Raw genomic sequence first — 15,518 nt, 5'->3', positions numbered from 1 at the left:
ATTTTCAGTAATGTGATAGAATAATAAAAGAAGTTTTGAGGAGGTTTATAAGTGAGCAAAAAAAATAAAAATGTTGATGACAAAGAGACAAATACTCAAGAACCATGGGAACAACCGATTTATGAAGAGGGAGAAGATGATGGTTCTAGAACAGATCGTCGTACTCAATCTGAAAATAAAAATTGGTATATGGTTGTACTAATCATTTTATTATTCTTAATTGTATTAATTCCAACTGGAGCGATTTTATACGTTAATATGAATAACAAAATGAACAATCAAGAAGTAACACCAAGTTCAATTGTGGTGGAAAGTTCATCAAAAACAAAAGAAACAAAAGAATCATCAAGTGTTGAGAGCTCTGAAACGAAGGAGACATCATCATCGTCTTCAACATCATCGTCATCAAGTAGCTCTGCTAGTACAAGCCCAAGCAAGGCACCAGTTAATACAACGCCAAGCAGCACGTTTGAAGATGTAGAAGTAAGCCCTGCTGAAGCGCAAAACAATGCTAATACAGCAAACCAAGGGAACCAACAACAAGCACCAAGTGGCCCATCTGTAAGTTTTGGTGAGGGAGAAAACATTAGTTTATGGCGTATCGCCCAAAACAATGGCATGTCTGTGGAAGAATTAATTCAATTAAACCCAGGTATTGATTCTCAAAACATTCAAAGTGGTCAAGCAATCCGAGTACAATAAGAAAACAAGAAGTCGTCGTATGGCGACTTTTTAAATTATATTAAGACAAAGGTGTTATGAAAATGAATAAAATTATACAAATTGCAATAGATGGCCCAGCATCAGCTGGTAAAAGCACAGTCGCTAAGATTTTAGCTAAAGAGTTATCGTTTATTTACTGTGACACGGGAGCAATGTACAGAGCATTAACGTATCAAGCACTAGCTAATGGATTAGATGTTGACAATGAATCTGATTTAGTGGCCTGTCTAAAAACAATGAGTATTACTTTTCAGTACCATGAAGAGGGACAAAAAGTGTTTGTCAATGATGTAGATGTTACTGAACCTATTCGTTCTACAGAAGTAACCAATAACGTGTCGGCAGTATCCGCACATAAGTTGATTCGCGAAGAAATGGTAAGACGTCAACAAGACATCGCTAATTCGGTTAGTATTATTATGGACGGTCGTGATATTGGTACAGTTGTTTTACCTCACGCTGATTTGAAAATATTTTTAGTCGCAAGTGTGGAAGAGAGAGCTGAACGTCGTTACAAAGAAAATCAATCAAAAGGCATTGAAACGGATTTTGACACGTTAAAACAAGAAATTGCTGCAAGAGATCACTATGATTCTACTCGTGAAAATTCGCCTTTAGTCCAAGCTGAAGATGCTATCTTGGTAGATACGACAGGAATGGACATAAACGAAGTGGTAAACGCTATAAAAAGCGTGTTTCAAACAAGTATTAACTAAAATAAAGCTTTTACTCTAGTAAAGTTCTTTTATTTTAGGTAAAATAGAGATATAGGTAGATTTTGACCAATTGTTGTTTAGGAGGAAGAGAGTATGACAGAGCACAATAATGAAACAATGTTAGATGCAATGGCAAGTGTACAAGAAGTAAAAATTGGTGATACTGTTCAAGGTGAAGTATTATCGATTGATGATAACAAACAAGCAATTGTTGGTATCATTGGCGCAGGTGTCGAAGGTGTCGTTCCATTGAAAGAATTATCAACAATACCAGTTGAAAATGTAACAGACGTTGTAAACATCGGTGATGTAGTTGATTTAGTTGTTATCTCAGAAATCGGCAAGGACAAAGAAAATGGTAATTATCTTTTATCAAAACGTCGCATCGACGCTAAAAAAGTGTGGGAAGATATCGAAAAATCTTTCGAAGCTGGCGAAGTCATCGAAGCACCAGTAACAGATGTTGTTAAAGGTGGATTAGTCGTTGACGCAGGTGTACGTGGTTTTGTTCCGGCATCAATGATCGAAGATCACTTTGTTTCTGATTTTTCTGATTATAAAGGAAAAACATTAACATACAAAATTATTGAAATTGAACCTTCTGAGAATCGTTTGATTTTATCTCATAGAGCGGTGATTGAAGCTGAAAAAGCAATCGCTAAAAAAGAAATTCTAGAAAAAATCCAAGCAGGAGATGTGTTGACTGGAACAGTGGCTCGTTTAACTGACTTCGGTGCCTTTGTTGACTTAGGTGGCGTTGATGGATTAGTTCATGTTTCTGAAATAGCGCATCAACATATTGCTAAACCAGATTCAGTGTTAACAGTAGGTGATGAAGTAAACGTGAAGGTATTGAGTGTGACACCTGAAAAAGAACGTATTTCATTATCAATCAAAGAAACACTGGCAGGACCATGGGACAACATTGCTGATAATGCAGCGGTTGGATCGGTATTAGAAGGTGTTGTTAAACGTTTAACATCATTTGGTGCTTTTGTAGAAGTGTTACCAGGCGTTGAGGGATTGGTTCATATTTCTCAAATTTCTCACAAACACATTGCAACACCACATGAAGCACTAGAAGAAGGCCAAACGGTTCAAGTAAAAGTATTAGACGTTAGTGAAGAAAATAGACGTATTGGCTTAAGCATTAAAGCCTTAGAAGAAAAAGAAGAGGCAGAAGTAGAAGTAGAAGAAAGCTATACTATGCCAGAAGAATCAACAGGCTTTACTTTAGCCGATGTGATTAACACAGATATTACAATTGAAGAATAAATTTTCATTAAAGTCAGGTGAGAACCTGACTTTTTATGTGGGAAGTATCATGTTTTACTTGCAACATGATTATCCTTCATATAAACTACTAAAGAACGAATAAGTTATTATAGGAGGTGGCAAATATGGCAATTCCAACTTTAGCCATTGTTGGCCGACCAAATGTGGGGAAATCCACATTATTCAACCGAATCGCAGGAGAACGTATTTCCATTGTGGAAGATATTCCTGGCGTTACGAGAGATAGAATTTATGCTCATGGAGAATGGTTAGGACGCGAATTTAGTATTATCGATACAGGTGGTATTGAAATGAGCGACGAGCCGTTTATGGATCAAATTAAACATCAAGCGGAGATTGCAATAGAAGAAGCGGATGCTATTATTTTAGTAGTAAGTGGCCGAGAAGGTGTCACAGACGCTGATGAATATGTATCAAGAATTTTATACCGCAGTGACAAACCAGTTATTTTAGCCGTGAATAAGGTGGACAATCCTGAGATGAGAAATGACATCTTTGAGTTTTATTCACTAGGATTAGGCGATCCTTACCCAGTATCAGGGACACACGGGATTGGCTTAGGAGATGTGTTAGACCAAGCCTTACAACAATTAGATTTCTCAGTAGAGGAAGAAGAAGACGATATTATTCGTTTCAGTTTAATTGGACGCCCTAACGTTGGTAAATCATCACTCATTAACGCTATGTTAGGTGAAGACCGAGTGATTGTTTCTGGTATTGCTGGAACAACAAGAGATGCCATTGATACATCCTTTGTTTCACAATCAGGACAAGAATTCATTATGATTGACACAGCCGGTATGCGTAAAAAAGGAAAAGTTTACGAAAACACAGAGAAATACAGCGTAATGAGAGCCATGCGTGCTATTGACCGCTCAGATGTTGTATTGGTGGTATTAAATGCTGAAGAGGGAATTCGCGAATACGATAAACGTATTGCAGGATTTGCTCATGAGGCAGGTAAAGGTGTGATTATCGTTGTCAATAAGTGGGATACTTTAGACAAAGATAATCACACTATGAAAGAATTTGAAGAAGACATTCGTAAAGAATTTCGTTATTTAGATTATGCACCGATTGCTTATGTATCAGCTAAAACTAAGCAAAGACTTCATACATTGCCAGAGATGATTGAAACAGTTAGCTTGAATCAACAGTTAAGAATCCCGTCATCTATCTTGAATGACGTGATTATGGACGCGGTGGCAATGAACCCAACACCTACGGATAAAGGGAAACGTTTGAAAATTTTCTATGCCACACAAGTAGCGGTGAAACCACCTACTTTTGTTGTATTTGTTAACGAGGAAGAATTAATGCATTTCTCTTATGAACGATTTTTAGAAAATCAAATTAGAAAAGCCTTTGAATTTGAGGGAACACCAATTCGGGTGATTGCAAGACGCAGAAAATAAAAGGGCATTTTAACATACCCTTTTATTTTATTCAATTTTATTTATAAAGAAATAATATTCGTAATAAAAAGCGTCAAAAACCTTGATATCACTTGTTTCTTGTGGTATCTTTGTTAAAGAAGTATTGATGGTACAATATTTCAATTTATCATTTTTGGACCACTCAAAAATGGTTGCCTAAAATATGATGTCCAAATACACAAACTATCCTTTTTTGAGGAGGTGAAATTGAAACATGGCAAACAAAGCAGAATTAATCGAAAAAGTTGCAGAAGCAACTGGTCTAACTAAAAAAGATGCAACTGCATCAGTAGATGCAGTTTTCGCTTCAATTCAAGACTTTTTAGCTGAAGGTGAAAAAGTTCAACTTATTGGATTTGGTAACTTCGAAGTTCGTGAAAGAGCAGCCCGTAAAGGTCGCAACCCACAAACAGGTGAAGAAATTCAAATCGCAGCTAGCAAAGTTCCAGCATTTAAACCAGGTAAAGCATTGAAAGATGCGGTTAAATAATGTATAAAAAGTAGCACTAATGGTCAAACATTAGTGCTACTTTTTGCATTTTATGGTAATAACTTTTAAAATAGAAGAAGAACAGTTAAGAAATGGAGGACAAACACATGATGTATTGGGTATGGATATTAATCGTCGGCGCTTTTATTGGATCAGTCGCAGGGATGTTAGTAAGTAAAGGGGATTCGAAAGGTTGCTTGTTTAACATTGTAGCAGGTCTTGTAGGCGCATCGATTGGTCAGAAACTCTTTGGGAATGACTGGGGTGGTCAATTAGCAGGAATGGCCTTGGTACCTTCTATATTAGGCGCCGTGATTGTTGTGGCAATATCATCTATCTTTACTAGAAAAAGATAATGATTGTTCTAAAGGAGGAACCAGGTGAAACAGATTATAGAAAAAGAAGAAAAAGTACTTGAATTAACCTATGCAGAAACCCTTAATAAGTTAATACACGAGGGATATTTTGAAGAGTTAATGAGGAAAACTCACGTTTTGTTTGTTTCTAGTGAGGATTACTATGAGTTATGGTACGATAAATTAATTCAGCTTGTACCGACGATTGATGCTTTTCATTGGTACATTCTTCCTAATGCAGTGAAGCATAATACTTTGGATGCCTACAAGGAGTTGATTGACTATATTGACGAAATGGCGTTACCAAAAGAGACCCTACTGTTTTCAATGGGTGATGCTTCTTGTTATCATTTGTGTGGGTATGTAGCAGCCACATCTAATTATATTACGGGGTTGTATTATTTACCAAGTGATATTGTTGGGTTAATAGATAGTTTGTCAGGGGAAGCGATGTTGGACGACCATAAGAGATTGAATCAATGCCGTCTTTCCTTGTTGCCAGAAAAAGTTGTTTATGACTTGCATTTGACTCCAGAAACCGACGTTTACGTCCATACAGTGCAAGAGTTCAACTTGTTATTACGTGTTGGTTTTTTAACGAATCAAGGATTATTGGAGACTTTATTTAATCATTTTATGGACAATCAATTAATTGCTTATTTGCCAGAAATCATTGAAAGTAGCTTAAAACTACCTACTGATTATCGGAGTTTTGGTCAATTGTTCAGTAAAGGACTGTATGAAATGCACGAAGGGCACTATTTGGATAGTACTCAAAAGGAATGCATTGGCCTACTCTTACATTTAACTTGGGCTTTTGATAGGGGAGGCTTGACCTTTGATAGGGAAACGTTTTATGATTGGGTAGCACAGATAGTATCTATAAATTTAAGATTACCACGTCGTATGGTGACTTATGATTTAAGTGAAGCTATCCTAAAAGAGTGCCAGAGATCACCACGTATTCTGGGGTTAACTCAGATAGGGGAAGCATGTGATACGTCTTTACCTACTTTAGAAGAGTTGTATCATGCCATTGAATCATATCGGACATACTACGAAGAGAGAGGAACTTTTAATCATGTCATACAGTAAACAAATGTTAGAAGCATTATCAAATAGCGATTTAGCGGGGGCTCAGGTCTTTTTTGAGAAAGCTAAAAAAGAAGACTTACCTGAAGAGCGCTTACAATTAGCCGATAATTTATTTCAATTAGGCTTTTTAGAAGAATCTCAGAGTTTATTTGAGCAATTATTAGAAGAATTTAAAGATGATGCGTTACGCATTTCTTTGGCTGAAATTGCTATAGAAAATGATGAATTAGAGAAAGCCTTTGAATGGTTAGAACAAATCGAGGAAAGTAGCGATGTTTATCCACAAAGTTTAGTCACTCAGGCTGACATTTATCAAATGTTAGGTATCCCTGAAGTGAGTGAACAAAAAATAAAAGCGGCGAAAGCATTCATGCCAGATGAACCGTTATTAGATTTGTCATTAGCAGAACTTTATTTTGCATCAGAAAACTACAAACAAGCCATTGAATCTTATCAAGGGTTACAAAAACAATACCCAACCTTCGATTCTCCTGTGTCTCTAACGGAACGTATTGGTGTGGCGTTATCTCGAATCGGAGAATTTGAAGAAGCTATTGCTTATTTAGAAACATCTGTTGAAGAAGAAGAGACCGTTGAACGCTTATTCCAACTAGCCTTAACGTTCTACCAAATTGGAGAGAATCAACGTGCCATTGATTTATTAAAACAGGTGCATTTAATGGATGAAGAGTTCAATCAAGTTCATTACCCATTAGGTCAAATCTTGTTTGATGAAGGAGAATTTGAAGAAGCGTTAGATGTAGCCGAAGCGGGGATTTCAGCGAACCCTTATGAAGTTATGTTGTATCACTTAGCCTCTGCAGCTGCTTATAGTTCTAACTTAAAAGAAGAAGCAAAAGGTTATTTGGAAGAAGTGATTTCTTTAGAAGTCGAAGTGGACTTTTCTAAGATTAAATTAGCTGAATTATTGTTAAAAGAAGAAGCCTATGAAGAAGTCATTGATTTACTGACTCACTTGGAAAACCCAGATCAAGGATTGGCTTACTGGTACTTAGCACAAGCGTACTACGGAGAAGAAATGTTTGATAAGGCAAGTGATTTCTATGATAAAGCAAAAGATTATTTACTTGATGATGCTGAATTTATCCGTGATTTTGGCTTGTTCTTAAGAGAAGAAGGACGCAAGGAAGAGGCAATGTCATTGTTAGCTCGTTATTTAGAAATGGTACCTGGAGATATGGAGATTGTGTCACTCGTTGAAGAATAATAGGTGGTGATTAGCATGGTAACGTTGAGTGATAAGAAACGCTATGTGTCATGGTTGCTTAATGACATTCCTTTAAAAGAAAAGCATGCTTATTGGGTGCTCACTTTTTTATTGAATCATGAAAGAGTCCTGCACCGAGTGGTGTTTGTGGATAAAGCGGAGGAGACACCTAGGGGATTAATCCTAAAGGATGAAAGTTTCGAGGGACCTGGTATGTTGCTTCGAAAAGGACATGAAACAATCACAGATCCTAATGTTATTTTTCAAGATGTTAGACAAAGACAAAAAGAAACGTTATATATCAGTGTTATGGTTCAACCTGATGTGGGTCAAAGTGTGTTTGAACGATTGATTGAAGCGAACCCTTTTATTTCTTTAAGAGATGAAGAGTTGGACGGAGACATGTGTCAAAAAGTAGAGACGTTTTTGACACAGTATCATAAACACCAAACGTTGAATAAGCTGTTGAATAGTATTGATCAAGCACTAGAAAACGGCGATGAAGCGTTATTTATGCAATTGAGTAAAGAATACCAGCACATAAAAAAGATTGACTAGATATGATAATCTAGTCAATCTTTTTTTCGAAGGTAAATCCTTCACCTAGCACTTCGTTAATGGTAATGATGGAAATGAAGGCATCTTTATCTACTTCAAAACAAATCTCCTTAATGCGATTAATCTCAACGCTACTAGCTGCACAGAAAATAATGTTTCGTTCAGTATTGGAGTAAGCCCCTTCTGATTTTAAATACGTGACACCGCGCCCCATATCATTAATGATTCTTTGAGCAATGAGGTCGTAAGAGTCGGATACAACCAAAGCGCCTCTAGCAGAATAGGTCCCTTCTTGCACGAAGTCAACCACTTGGCTGAAGACAAAGACGGCAATGAGCGTGTACATCATCTCTTTAATGGATAGGTAAGATAGAGATAGTAATAAGACCACCACATCTAACAGTAGCAGTGATCTACCAATGGTTAATCCGTATCGTTTTTCGATAATTCGAGCCACAATATCTGTTCCACCTGTGGTTCCACCAAATTTATAAACAAGCCCACTCCCAAGTCCACCGAATAAACCTGCTAAAAGAGCTGCGATAAGGAGGTCGTTGTCAACAGATAGTGCGACGGGAAATTTTTGCCAAAACCATAAATTTAAAGAAAGAGAAAAGGTACCAATGAAGGTATAGATTAACGCTTCAAAGCCTAATATTTTAAGCCCTATGAGAAGGAGGGGGATATTTAAAATGATGGTGGATAAGGCCGGATTGACACTAAACAGATTGTAAATAATTAAAGTAATCCCAGTCATACCGCCTTCTGCTAAATTATTAGCCATATTGAATGTTACTAACCCAAACCCAAAAATACACGTTCCGAGAAAAATAAAGAACGCATTGACTAAAAAATGTTTTTTTGTTTTCATGAGAAGTCTCCTGTCTTGATTCTTGCCTCTTCATAGTAGCATTGTCTAAATAAGACAACAAGAGGGAAAGCAACGTGTTGCGTAATCTTGTTTTTTTTTATAAGATAAGCATAACAGAGCAATGTAAAAGGAAGGTCAAAAAAGTGGATAAAACATTAAGAGAAATGCAAATAGAAGTAGATGATTACATTAATCAATTTAAAGAGGGGTACTTTTCTCCTTTAGCACAACTTGCTAGACTAACAGAAGAAGTTGGGGAGTTGGCTAGGGAAGTAAACCATCATTACGGTGAAAAGGCTAAGAAGAGCACAGAAGCGCCAAATACAGTGGAAGAAGAATTGGGAGATCTTTTGATTGTTTCTATGATCATGGCTAATTCTTTAGAGATTGATTTGACAGATATCTTTAACAAGAACATGGACAAATTTAATAACAGAGATAAATTCCGGTTTGAGCGAGTGGATGATAGAACACAAGAAACGACAGAGAGATAGGACAGATGACATGAAATTAGATAAGTTACCAAAGGAATTTATAGAGGCTAAAGAGGTACTATCCTTATTAGAGGAAGCGGGATACGAGGCTTATTTTGTAGGTGGGAGTGTCAGAGATGTTATTTTAGATCAACCTATTCACGATGTAGATATAGCAACCAGTGCGTTTCCGGATGAAATTAAAACCATTTTTAAGCATACCATCGATGTAGGGATTGAGCATGGGACAGTGCTTGTGCTATTCGAAGGAGAACAATACGAAATTACGACGTTCAGGACAGAATCGACGTACCAAGATTTTAGACGTCCGGATGAAGTAACTTTTGTTAGGTCTTTAGAAGAAGATTTAAAGCGCCGTGACTTTACAATGAATGCCTTAGCTTTAAGTAAAGACGGTGAATTAGTTGATATGTTTAATGGGATTAGTGATATTCAAACAGGGATCATTCGTGCAGTTGGTGAACCAGAGGAACGCTTTTTTGAAGATGCTTTAAGAATGATGAGAGGGTTACGTTTTGCTAGTCAGTTATCTTTTGATATTGAAGAAAAGACATTAGAAGCGATTCATTTGCATCATGCTTTATTAGATAAAATTTCAGTGGAACGCATTTACGTTGAATGGGTCAAATTATTAATGGGTCAGTCTGCACCAAAAGGGTTAGCTCCATTTATTTCAACAGGTAGCTACAACTATTGTCCAGGTCTACAAGGTAAAAAAGAAGAATTAATCTTATTTAAAGAACGATTGACTAAAGGACAAGTAATGACAGAAGAATTGGCTTGGTTGTTATTAATCGATACTCTTGGTATACCGAAAGTTAGCTTGTTTTTCAAAAAATGGAAAGCGTCTAATCGCATCACAACCTTAATAAAAGAAGCCTGTCCCTTGTTAGATTTTAGAAAAGAACAGGGTTGGACAAAAGCACTACTATATCAAGCGGGAGAAGAACAAATCCAACTAGTAGAAGAAGCCCTAGATTATCTAGGTTACCCTTCTCAGTTAGAAGAAGCTATTACAGATTACAATGCTTTGCCCATTCATCATTTGAGAGATATGGCGATTAGCGGCAAAGAGTTAATGGCATATAGTGGCCAACAACCTGGGCCTTGGTTAGGTAATTCTCTGAAATGTTTAGAAGAACAAGTAGTGGCTGGGAACTTAGTGAACGAATCAGACACATTACTCACATACTGGGAACAAACATTGAAAGGAAGAGGAGAATGACAGCATTAGAAAAAGAGTTTTTTATCGCTCCAGAAGACACGGCTTTGGTTATGGGGTCGGGCAATTTACAGGTGCTAAGCACACCAAGAGCAATAGCGATGGTAGAAAATGTATCTATGTTACTGGCGAAAGAAGGATTATCGCCTGGCGAAACGACAGTAGGTACGAAAATCGATTTTAACCACACTAAAGCGTCTAGAGTAGGGACGTCTATTAAGGCGATAACGACATTGGTTGCCAGAGAAGGAAAGGCGCTGACCTTTGATTGTCGCTTAGTTCAAGAGGGAGAGACCGTTGCTCATGGTACCCACGTTCGCTACATTGTGAATGAAGAGCGTTTTATGGGTAAATTAGGATAGTGTGATTTATTTGTGAAGTTTTTAATAAAGTCGTTTTCATTTTATAAATATCGTGGTATAATTATCCATGAAGTCAGTGATTCATTCTAAATAGAAAGAGGAGATTGCACATGTCAAAAGAAATGCAAAGTTTGAAATTTTATTTTAGAAACGGTGAAACTTGGACAATTAATCGAGAGTTTATTGGAGATTTGTGGATTAGTCGTATTTCTACAAGTTATGGTAGAATTCATGGCGGAGAGTTCCAAAAAATTCATCCCTGCGAAGGATTCAAAATTGAAATTTTGAATGAGGCAGACCATGTGAAAACTGATGATATTAATTTAGGCGGTTTAGAATTAGGAATGTTTGACCGAGCAGTGAAGTATCAAGATATCGAAAAAATGGCCATTCATTTTGATGACGAGACAGAGGATCTTATTTATTTCCCATATCAAGACAAAGGAACACCAGGGCAAGAGGGATTAGATAATTTACATCAATCAACGAAAGTCTCAAGTGAGAATAAATTATACATTGTAATTGACGCTAATCAAACCGTAACAGAGGTTTATGGTGATAAATTTTAAAGAGTGATATGAGTAACCACCGAAGAGATTCGGTGGTTTTTTCATTTGAGTGAGTTGTTCCTTAGAAGTATATCTGTTAAAATGTACAAGAATATTAAGGATGGGTGATTCTGTGAAACTACTACGTGCGGATAATTTAGTAAAGTCGTATGGGGATAAAGTATTGTTAGATGATGTGTCATTTATCATCAGAGAAAAAGATAGAATAGGTTTAATCGGTATTAACGGAACAGGTAAATCAACGTTGATGAACATCTTATCAGGCAAAGACAGCTCTGAAAAAGGTGGGTTAGATCATCCACAAGATTATCAAATAGGTTACGCTTCACAACAACATACCTTTGAAGAAGATAGCACGATTTTAGAGGCGGTTTTTAAAGGACATAGTCCCATCATGCAAGCGGTAAAAGAGTACGAAGCAGCTTTGCATTTATTAGAAATCGATGGAAGCAATGAAGCACATCAACGCCAATACACGCAAGCAGAAGAAAGAATGAACCGAGAAGATGCGTGGATGGCAGATACGAATGCCAAAACGATTTTAACCAAATTAGGTATTGCTGATTTAAATAAAAAAGTATCAGATATTTCTGGGGGGCAACGAAAGCGATTAGGCTTAGCCCAAGTCTTAATACAAGAACCAGATTTATTGTTATTAGATGAGCCGACCAACCACTTGGATTATGCTAGTATCAAATGGTTAGAATCTTATTTAAAGGATTACAAGGGAGCCCTAGTCGTTGTTACCCATGATCGTTATTTCTTAGACCGAGTGACTAATAGAATCATTGAATTATCTAAAGGACACTTAAAAGAGTATCAAGGGAACTATCAATCTTATTTGGTCCAACGAGCCGAACAAGAAGAAATTGATATAAAAGCGACCCATAAAAAGAAACAATTATTTAAACAGGAACTGGCGTGGATGCGTGCTGGGGTTAAAGCCCGAGGAACCAAGCAACAAGCGCGTATTAATCGGTTTGATGATTTGAAAAAAGAGGTAGCTAACGGGCAAAGTGCTGATAACATGGAGATTACTACGGCTTCCAAACGACTTGGTAAAAAAGTATTCGAATTAAAAGAAGCTTCTTTCAATATGGGAGACCAGGTGATTTTAACGGATTATGATTTATTGATTCAAGGAAACGAGCGTCTTGGTATCACTGGAGCGAACGGGTCAGGTAAGTCAACCTTACTGAATATTTTAGCAGGCAAATTAAGCTTGGATTCAGGGATTCTTGAAACAGGAGAAACGGTTCAATTAGGCTACTACACCCAAGAGAATGAAAACATGGATGAGTCTAAGCGAATGATAGAATACCTTCAGGAACAGGCGGAAGAAGTCAAACAATCTGACGGCACGACCATTAGTGTAACAGAGATGTTGGAGCGCTTTTTGTTTCCAAGAAATACCCACGGGGCATTAATTTCTAAACTATCAGGTGGAGAAAAACGTCGCCTGTATTTATTAAATATTTTAATTAAACAACCTAACGTGCTATTGCTAGATGAGCCGACCAATGATTTGGATGTAGAAACGTTGACGATATTAGAAGATTACTTGCGTCATTTTAAAGGTGCTATTATCACTGTCAGCCATGATCGCTATTTCTTGGATAAAACAGTCAATAAGTTACAAATTTTTCAAGGAGAAGGCGAGATTGTAACGTATTACGGTACAATGAGTGATTACCTTGATACAGTTGAAGGTGAGGCGTCAACGAAAGACATAAAAGCCATTAAAGTTACCAAAGAAGTTGCGGTTGAAACGAAGGATTTAGTAAAAGAGAAGAAAAAATTGACTTACATGGAAAAGAAAGAATGGGAAACTATTGAAGACGACATTGAAAAAATGGAAGAAACAATCGAAACCATTCAATCAACCATGCTAAAAGAAGCAAGCAATGCAGGAAAACTTCAAGAACTTCAGAGAGAACTGACACAAGCAGAAGAAGCTCTAGAAGATAAAATGGCTCGCTGGGAATACTTAAGCGAGTTTCAAACAGAGGATTAGGAGAGGTAGACATGGAAGAAACGTATTTACAATTAGGTCGAGATATCTTAGCTCATGGTGATGTCAAAGGTGATAGGACTGGAACAGGAACAAAAAGTTTATTCGGTTATCAAATGAGATTTGATTTGTCTGAAGGCTTTCCACTACTAACCACTAAACGTGTGCCTTTTTCTCTTATCAAAAGTGAGTTATTGTGGTTCTTAAAAGGGGACACTAATATACGATATTTATTAGAGCACAACAATCATATTTGGGATGAGTGGGCTTTTGAACGATATGTCCAAAGTGAAGCTTACGAGGGGCCTGATATGACAGATTTTGGTCGTCGTTGTTTGGTCGATTCTGATTTTAACGACGTTTACCGAGAACAAATGGCACTTTTTTGTGAGAAAATCGTATCTGACGATCTATTTGCTCAGACTTATGGTGAACTTGGAAATATTTATGGGTCTCAGTGGCGTCGTTGGAAAACAACAAATGGTGAGACTATTGACCAATTAAAAGATGTTATAGATATGATTAAAAACACACCTGACTCTAGACGTCTGATTGTTTCTGCGTGGAATCCTGAAGATGTCCCAACTATGGCATTACCACCTTGCCATTCGTTGTTTCAATTTTATGTTTCTAATGGTAAACTAAGTTGTCAGCTATATCAAAGAAGCGGGGATGTTTTTTTGGGAGTGCCGTTTAATATTGCGAGTTATGCGTTATTAACGCACTTGATTGCCCACGAAACAGGCCTAGAAGTTGGAGAGTTTATTCATACACTTGGAGATGCTCATTTGTACGTCAATCATATTGAACAAATGAAAGAGCAATTAAGCCGAGATGTTCGTGAGATGCCAACGTTAGTATTAAATAAAGAGAAACAATCAATTTTTGATTTTGATATGGATGATATAGGGCTGGATGGGTATCAGCCACACCCTGGTATCAAGGCACCAATCGCCGTGTAAAAGGGAAACAATAGGAGGATTTTTAAATATGATAGCAGCAATTTGGGCTCAAGATGAGAATGGTCTGATAGGAAAAGATGACGTTTTACCCTGGCATTTGCCTGATGATTTACAGTTTTTTAAGCAAATGACAGAAAATAACGTGATTGTGATGGGGCGTAAGACATTTGAAGGAATGGGCAAAAAATTATTGCCAAATCGTCAAACAATCGTTTTGACTACAGATACATCTTACGATGGAGCAGGAGCAATGGTGATGCATTCTGTTGAAGAAATCTTAAGGTTCTCAGAAACCTTTGAAGGGATTACCTTTATTACCGGTGGTGGTGAAATTTATAAAAATTTCTTGCCACATATCGATGTGTTATACCGAACGTTAATTAAACATGAATTTGAAGGGGACACTTATTTCCCATATTTAGATTGGGACGAGTGGAACATTGTTAGCACGAGTGAAGGAACAGTGGACGATAGTAACCCGTATCCTCATGATTTTGAGACGTATCAACGAGTATCAAATTAATAATAAAAAAACAAGGGATAATCAGCAATGATTATCCCTTGTTTTTAATTATATGACATGCTTGTGTTAACATAAGTCTCTTGGGTTAAGTAATCAACCATCTTACCTTCGAAAATGTGCTGAAAAGGTTGGTCGTTAATCAAATCAAGGGGTTTGACGAATTGTGCTTTCTTATCAGTGGGTATAATACGTGACTCTTGAAGTAACGTCGCCACGAATTCAGAGCAAAAATAAGCATGTCTGCGTTCAAAATCCACATCCATAGATAGAGCTAACAGTCCTAAAAAATTATAACGGTAGGCATGTTGATTATGGTGGAAATGATGCAAACGTTGTTCTAATTGGTTGTACTGCTCAGGAGTAATCGTAATAGAATAAATGCTACAGTCACTGTTGAGAAAAAAAGGGTTCCAAAAATCTTCCTGAACAAACCCTCCAATAAAGGGATTACTTAATTCTTTTCTACCAAAGCTATAAGTTGTATTTAAATCTTTGGTAAGAGATAAAGACACGTGATTATAATGTTCTTTTGTGTAATATTTAATTATTTTAGATAGCCAACTATTATTGGCTGAGTAAACCAAAAACAACTCCATGTGTAGTAAC

The 15,518-nt window shown here is 37.0% G+C and carries 18 protein-coding genes; 16 read left to right on the top strand and 2 right to left on the bottom strand.

Annotated elements, in window-relative coordinates; all coding sequences use genetic code 11:
- Nucleotides 1–51: 51 nt before the first annotated feature.
- The 9 genes from ACVWM0_RS06385 to ACVWM0_RS06345 all read left to right on the top strand — a co-directional run bounded on the left by ACVWM0_RS06385 (nt 52) and on the right by ACVWM0_RS06345 (nt 7,898).
- Nucleotides 52–702, top strand: a complete 651-nt coding sequence (locus ACVWM0_RS06385) for a LysM peptidoglycan-binding domain-containing protein (protein ID WP_476471811.1) — start codon at nt 52–54, stop codon at nt 700–702.
- A 62-nt stretch (nt 703–764) separates the two neighbouring features.
- On the top strand, nt 765–1,439 hold the full coding sequence (gene cmk / locus ACVWM0_RS06380; protein ID WP_476471810.1) for a (d)CMP kinase: 675 nt from the start codon (nt 765–767) through the stop codon (nt 1,437–1,439).
- Nucleotides 1,440–1,532: 93 nt separating this feature from the next.
- Nucleotides 1,533–2,714, top strand: coding sequence for a 30S ribosomal protein S1 (gene rpsA / locus ACVWM0_RS06375; RefSeq protein WP_476471809.1), 1,182 nt, complete (start codon nt 1,533–1,535; stop codon nt 2,712–2,714).
- Nucleotides 2,715–2,839: 125 nt separating this feature from the next.
- Nucleotides 2,840–4,150, top strand: coding sequence for a ribosome biogenesis GTPase Der (gene der, locus ACVWM0_RS06370; protein ID WP_476471808.1), 1,311 nt, complete (start codon nt 2,840–2,842; stop codon nt 4,148–4,150).
- Nucleotides 4,151–4,385: 235 nt separating this feature from the next.
- Nucleotides 4,386–4,661: an HU family DNA-binding protein gene (locus ACVWM0_RS06365; protein WP_476471807.1), complete on the top strand. Its 276-nt coding sequence runs from the start codon at nt 4,386–4,388 to the stop codon at nt 4,659–4,661.
- A gap of 110 nt (nt 4,662–4,771) precedes the next feature.
- Nucleotides 4,772–5,017: a GlsB/YeaQ/YmgE family stress response membrane protein gene (locus ACVWM0_RS06360; protein WP_476473679.1), complete on the top strand. Its 246-nt coding sequence runs from the start codon at nt 4,772–4,774 to the stop codon at nt 5,015–5,017.
- Between the two features lie 24 nt (nt 5,018–5,041).
- On the top strand, nt 5,042–6,112 hold the full coding sequence (locus tag ACVWM0_RS06355) for a hypothetical protein (protein ID WP_476471806.1): 1,071 nt from the start codon (nt 5,042–5,044) through the stop codon (nt 6,110–6,112).
- Nucleotides 6,099–7,340: a tetratricopeptide repeat protein gene (locus tag ACVWM0_RS06350; RefSeq protein WP_476471805.1), complete on the top strand. Its 1,242-nt coding sequence runs from the start codon at nt 6,099–6,101 to the stop codon at nt 7,338–7,340. The genes ACVWM0_RS06355 and ACVWM0_RS06350 overlap by 14 nt, the downstream gene beginning before the upstream one ends.
- Before the next feature lie 15 nt (nt 7,341–7,355).
- The gene (locus ACVWM0_RS06345) at nt 7,356–7,898 is read left to right on the top strand and encodes a YpiB family protein (protein WP_476471804.1); all 543 of its coding nucleotides are present in this window, start codon (nt 7,356–7,358) and stop codon (nt 7,896–7,898) included.
- A 10-nt stretch (nt 7,899–7,908) separates the two neighbouring features.
- Here ACVWM0_RS06345 and ACVWM0_RS06340 read toward each other — a convergent pair whose 3' ends face one another.
- Nucleotides 7,909–8,769 (bottom strand): YitT family protein, encoded by an 861-nt coding sequence (locus ACVWM0_RS06340; RefSeq protein WP_476471803.1) that lies wholly within the window; start codon nt 8,767–8,769, stop codon nt 7,909–7,911.
- A 164-nt stretch (nt 8,770–8,933) separates the two neighbouring features.
- Here ACVWM0_RS06340 and ACVWM0_RS06335 point away from each other — a divergent pair, with 164 nt between their 5' ends.
- The 7 genes from ACVWM0_RS06335 to ACVWM0_RS06305 all read left to right on the top strand — a co-directional run bounded on the left by ACVWM0_RS06335 (nt 8,934) and on the right by ACVWM0_RS06305 (nt 14,912).
- Nucleotides 8,934–9,263 carry a nucleotide pyrophosphohydrolase gene (locus ACVWM0_RS06335; protein ID WP_476473678.1) on the top strand — a complete coding sequence of 110 codons (330 nt, stop codon included), beginning with the start codon at nt 8,934–8,936 and terminating at the stop codon, nt 9,261–9,263.
- 10 nt (nt 9,264–9,273) lie between these two features.
- Nucleotides 9,274–10,488 carry a CCA tRNA nucleotidyltransferase gene (locus ACVWM0_RS06330; protein ID WP_476471802.1) on the top strand — a complete coding sequence of 405 codons (1,215 nt, stop codon included), beginning with the start codon at nt 9,274–9,276 and terminating at the stop codon, nt 10,486–10,488.
- Nucleotides 10,485–10,847: a thioesterase family protein gene (locus ACVWM0_RS06325; RefSeq protein ID WP_476471801.1), complete on the top strand. Its 363-nt coding sequence runs from the start codon at nt 10,485–10,487 to the stop codon at nt 10,845–10,847. The genes ACVWM0_RS06330 and ACVWM0_RS06325 overlap by 4 nt, the downstream gene beginning before the upstream one ends.
- Nucleotides 10,848–10,957: 110 nt before the next feature.
- Entirely contained in the window at nt 10,958–11,416 is a 459-nt protein-coding gene (locus ACVWM0_RS06320) for a hypothetical protein (protein ID WP_476471800.1), read from the top strand.
- Nucleotides 11,417–11,528: 112 nt separating this feature from the next.
- Nucleotides 11,529–13,430 carry an ABC-F family ATP-binding cassette domain-containing protein gene (locus ACVWM0_RS06315; RefSeq protein ID WP_476471799.1) on the top strand — a complete coding sequence of 634 codons (1,902 nt, stop codon included), beginning with the start codon at nt 11,529–11,531 and terminating at the stop codon, nt 13,428–13,430.
- An 11-nt stretch (nt 13,431–13,441) separates the two neighbouring features.
- A complete protein-coding gene (locus ACVWM0_RS06310; RefSeq protein ID WP_476471798.1) occupies nt 13,442–14,389 on the top strand; it encodes a thymidylate synthase in 948 nt (315 codons plus the stop codon).
- Nucleotides 14,390–14,417: 28 nt separating this feature from the next.
- Nucleotides 14,418–14,912, top strand: coding sequence for a dihydrofolate reductase (locus tag ACVWM0_RS06305; RefSeq protein WP_476471797.1), 495 nt, complete (start codon nt 14,418–14,420; stop codon nt 14,910–14,912).
- 44 nt (nt 14,913–14,956) lie between these two features.
- On the opposite strand, the gene ACVWM0_RS06300 is transcribed toward ACVWM0_RS06305, so the two are convergent.
- Nucleotides 14,957–15,508: a hypothetical protein gene (locus ACVWM0_RS06300; protein ID WP_476471796.1), complete on the bottom strand. Its 552-nt coding sequence runs from the start codon at nt 15,506–15,508 to the stop codon at nt 14,957–14,959.
- Nucleotides 15,509–15,518: the final 10 nt, after the last annotated feature.

Source organism: Vagococcus sp. 211 (assembly GCF_056322705.1).
Note: the sequence above shows the minus strand (reverse complement) of the source record. Positions and strands in the feature narration are given on the sequence as shown.

What these genes read in the sequence shown, in the direction of transcription:
- cmk (WP_476471810.1), top strand. Translation starts at nt 765, where the DNA reads ATGAATAAAATTATACAAATTGCAATAGATGGCCCAGCATCAGCTGGT.
- rpsA (WP_476471809.1), top strand. Translation starts at nt 1,533, where the DNA reads ATGACAGAGCACAATAATGAAACAATGTTAGATGCAATGGCAAGTGTA.
- der (WP_476471808.1), top strand. Translation starts at nt 2,840, where the DNA reads ATGGCAATTCCAACTTTAGCCATTGTTGGCCGACCAAATGTGGGGAAA.
- ACVWM0_RS06365 (WP_476471807.1), top strand. Translation starts at nt 4,386, where the DNA reads ATGGCAAACAAAGCAGAATTAATCGAAAAAGTTGCAGAAGCAACTGGT.
- ACVWM0_RS06360 (WP_476473679.1), top strand. Translation starts at nt 4,772, where the DNA reads ATGTATTGGGTATGGATATTAATCGTCGGCGCTTTTATTGGATCAGTC.
- ACVWM0_RS06350 (WP_476471805.1), top strand. Translation starts at nt 6,099, where the DNA reads ATGTCATACAGTAAACAAATGTTAGAAGCATTATCAAATAGCGATTTA.
- ACVWM0_RS06345 (WP_476471804.1), top strand. Translation starts at nt 7,356, where the DNA reads ATGGTAACGTTGAGTGATAAGAAACGCTATGTGTCATGGTTGCTTAAT.
- ACVWM0_RS06340 (WP_476471803.1), bottom strand. Translation starts at nt 8,769, where the DNA reads ATGAAAACAAAAAAACATTTTTTAGTCAATGCGTTCTTTATTTTTCTC.
- ACVWM0_RS06335 (WP_476473678.1), top strand. Translation starts at nt 8,934, where the DNA reads ATGCAAATAGAAGTAGATGATTACATTAATCAATTTAAAGAGGGGTAC.
- ACVWM0_RS06330 (WP_476471802.1), top strand. Translation starts at nt 9,274, where the DNA reads ATGAAATTAGATAAGTTACCAAAGGAATTTATAGAGGCTAAAGAGGTA.
- ACVWM0_RS06325 (WP_476471801.1), top strand. Translation starts at nt 10,485, where the DNA reads ATGACAGCATTAGAAAAAGAGTTTTTTATCGCTCCAGAAGACACGGCT.
- ACVWM0_RS06320 (WP_476471800.1), top strand. Translation starts at nt 10,958, where the DNA reads ATGTCAAAAGAAATGCAAAGTTTGAAATTTTATTTTAGAAACGGTGAA.
- ACVWM0_RS06310 (WP_476471798.1), top strand. Translation starts at nt 13,442, where the DNA reads ATGGAAGAAACGTATTTACAATTAGGTCGAGATATCTTAGCTCATGGT.
- ACVWM0_RS06305 (WP_476471797.1), top strand. Translation starts at nt 14,418, where the DNA reads ATGATAGCAGCAATTTGGGCTCAAGATGAGAATGGTCTGATAGGAAAA.
- ACVWM0_RS06300 (WP_476471796.1), bottom strand. Translation starts at nt 15,508, where the DNA reads ATGGAGTTGTTTTTGGTTTACTCAGCCAATAATAGTTGGCTATCTAAA.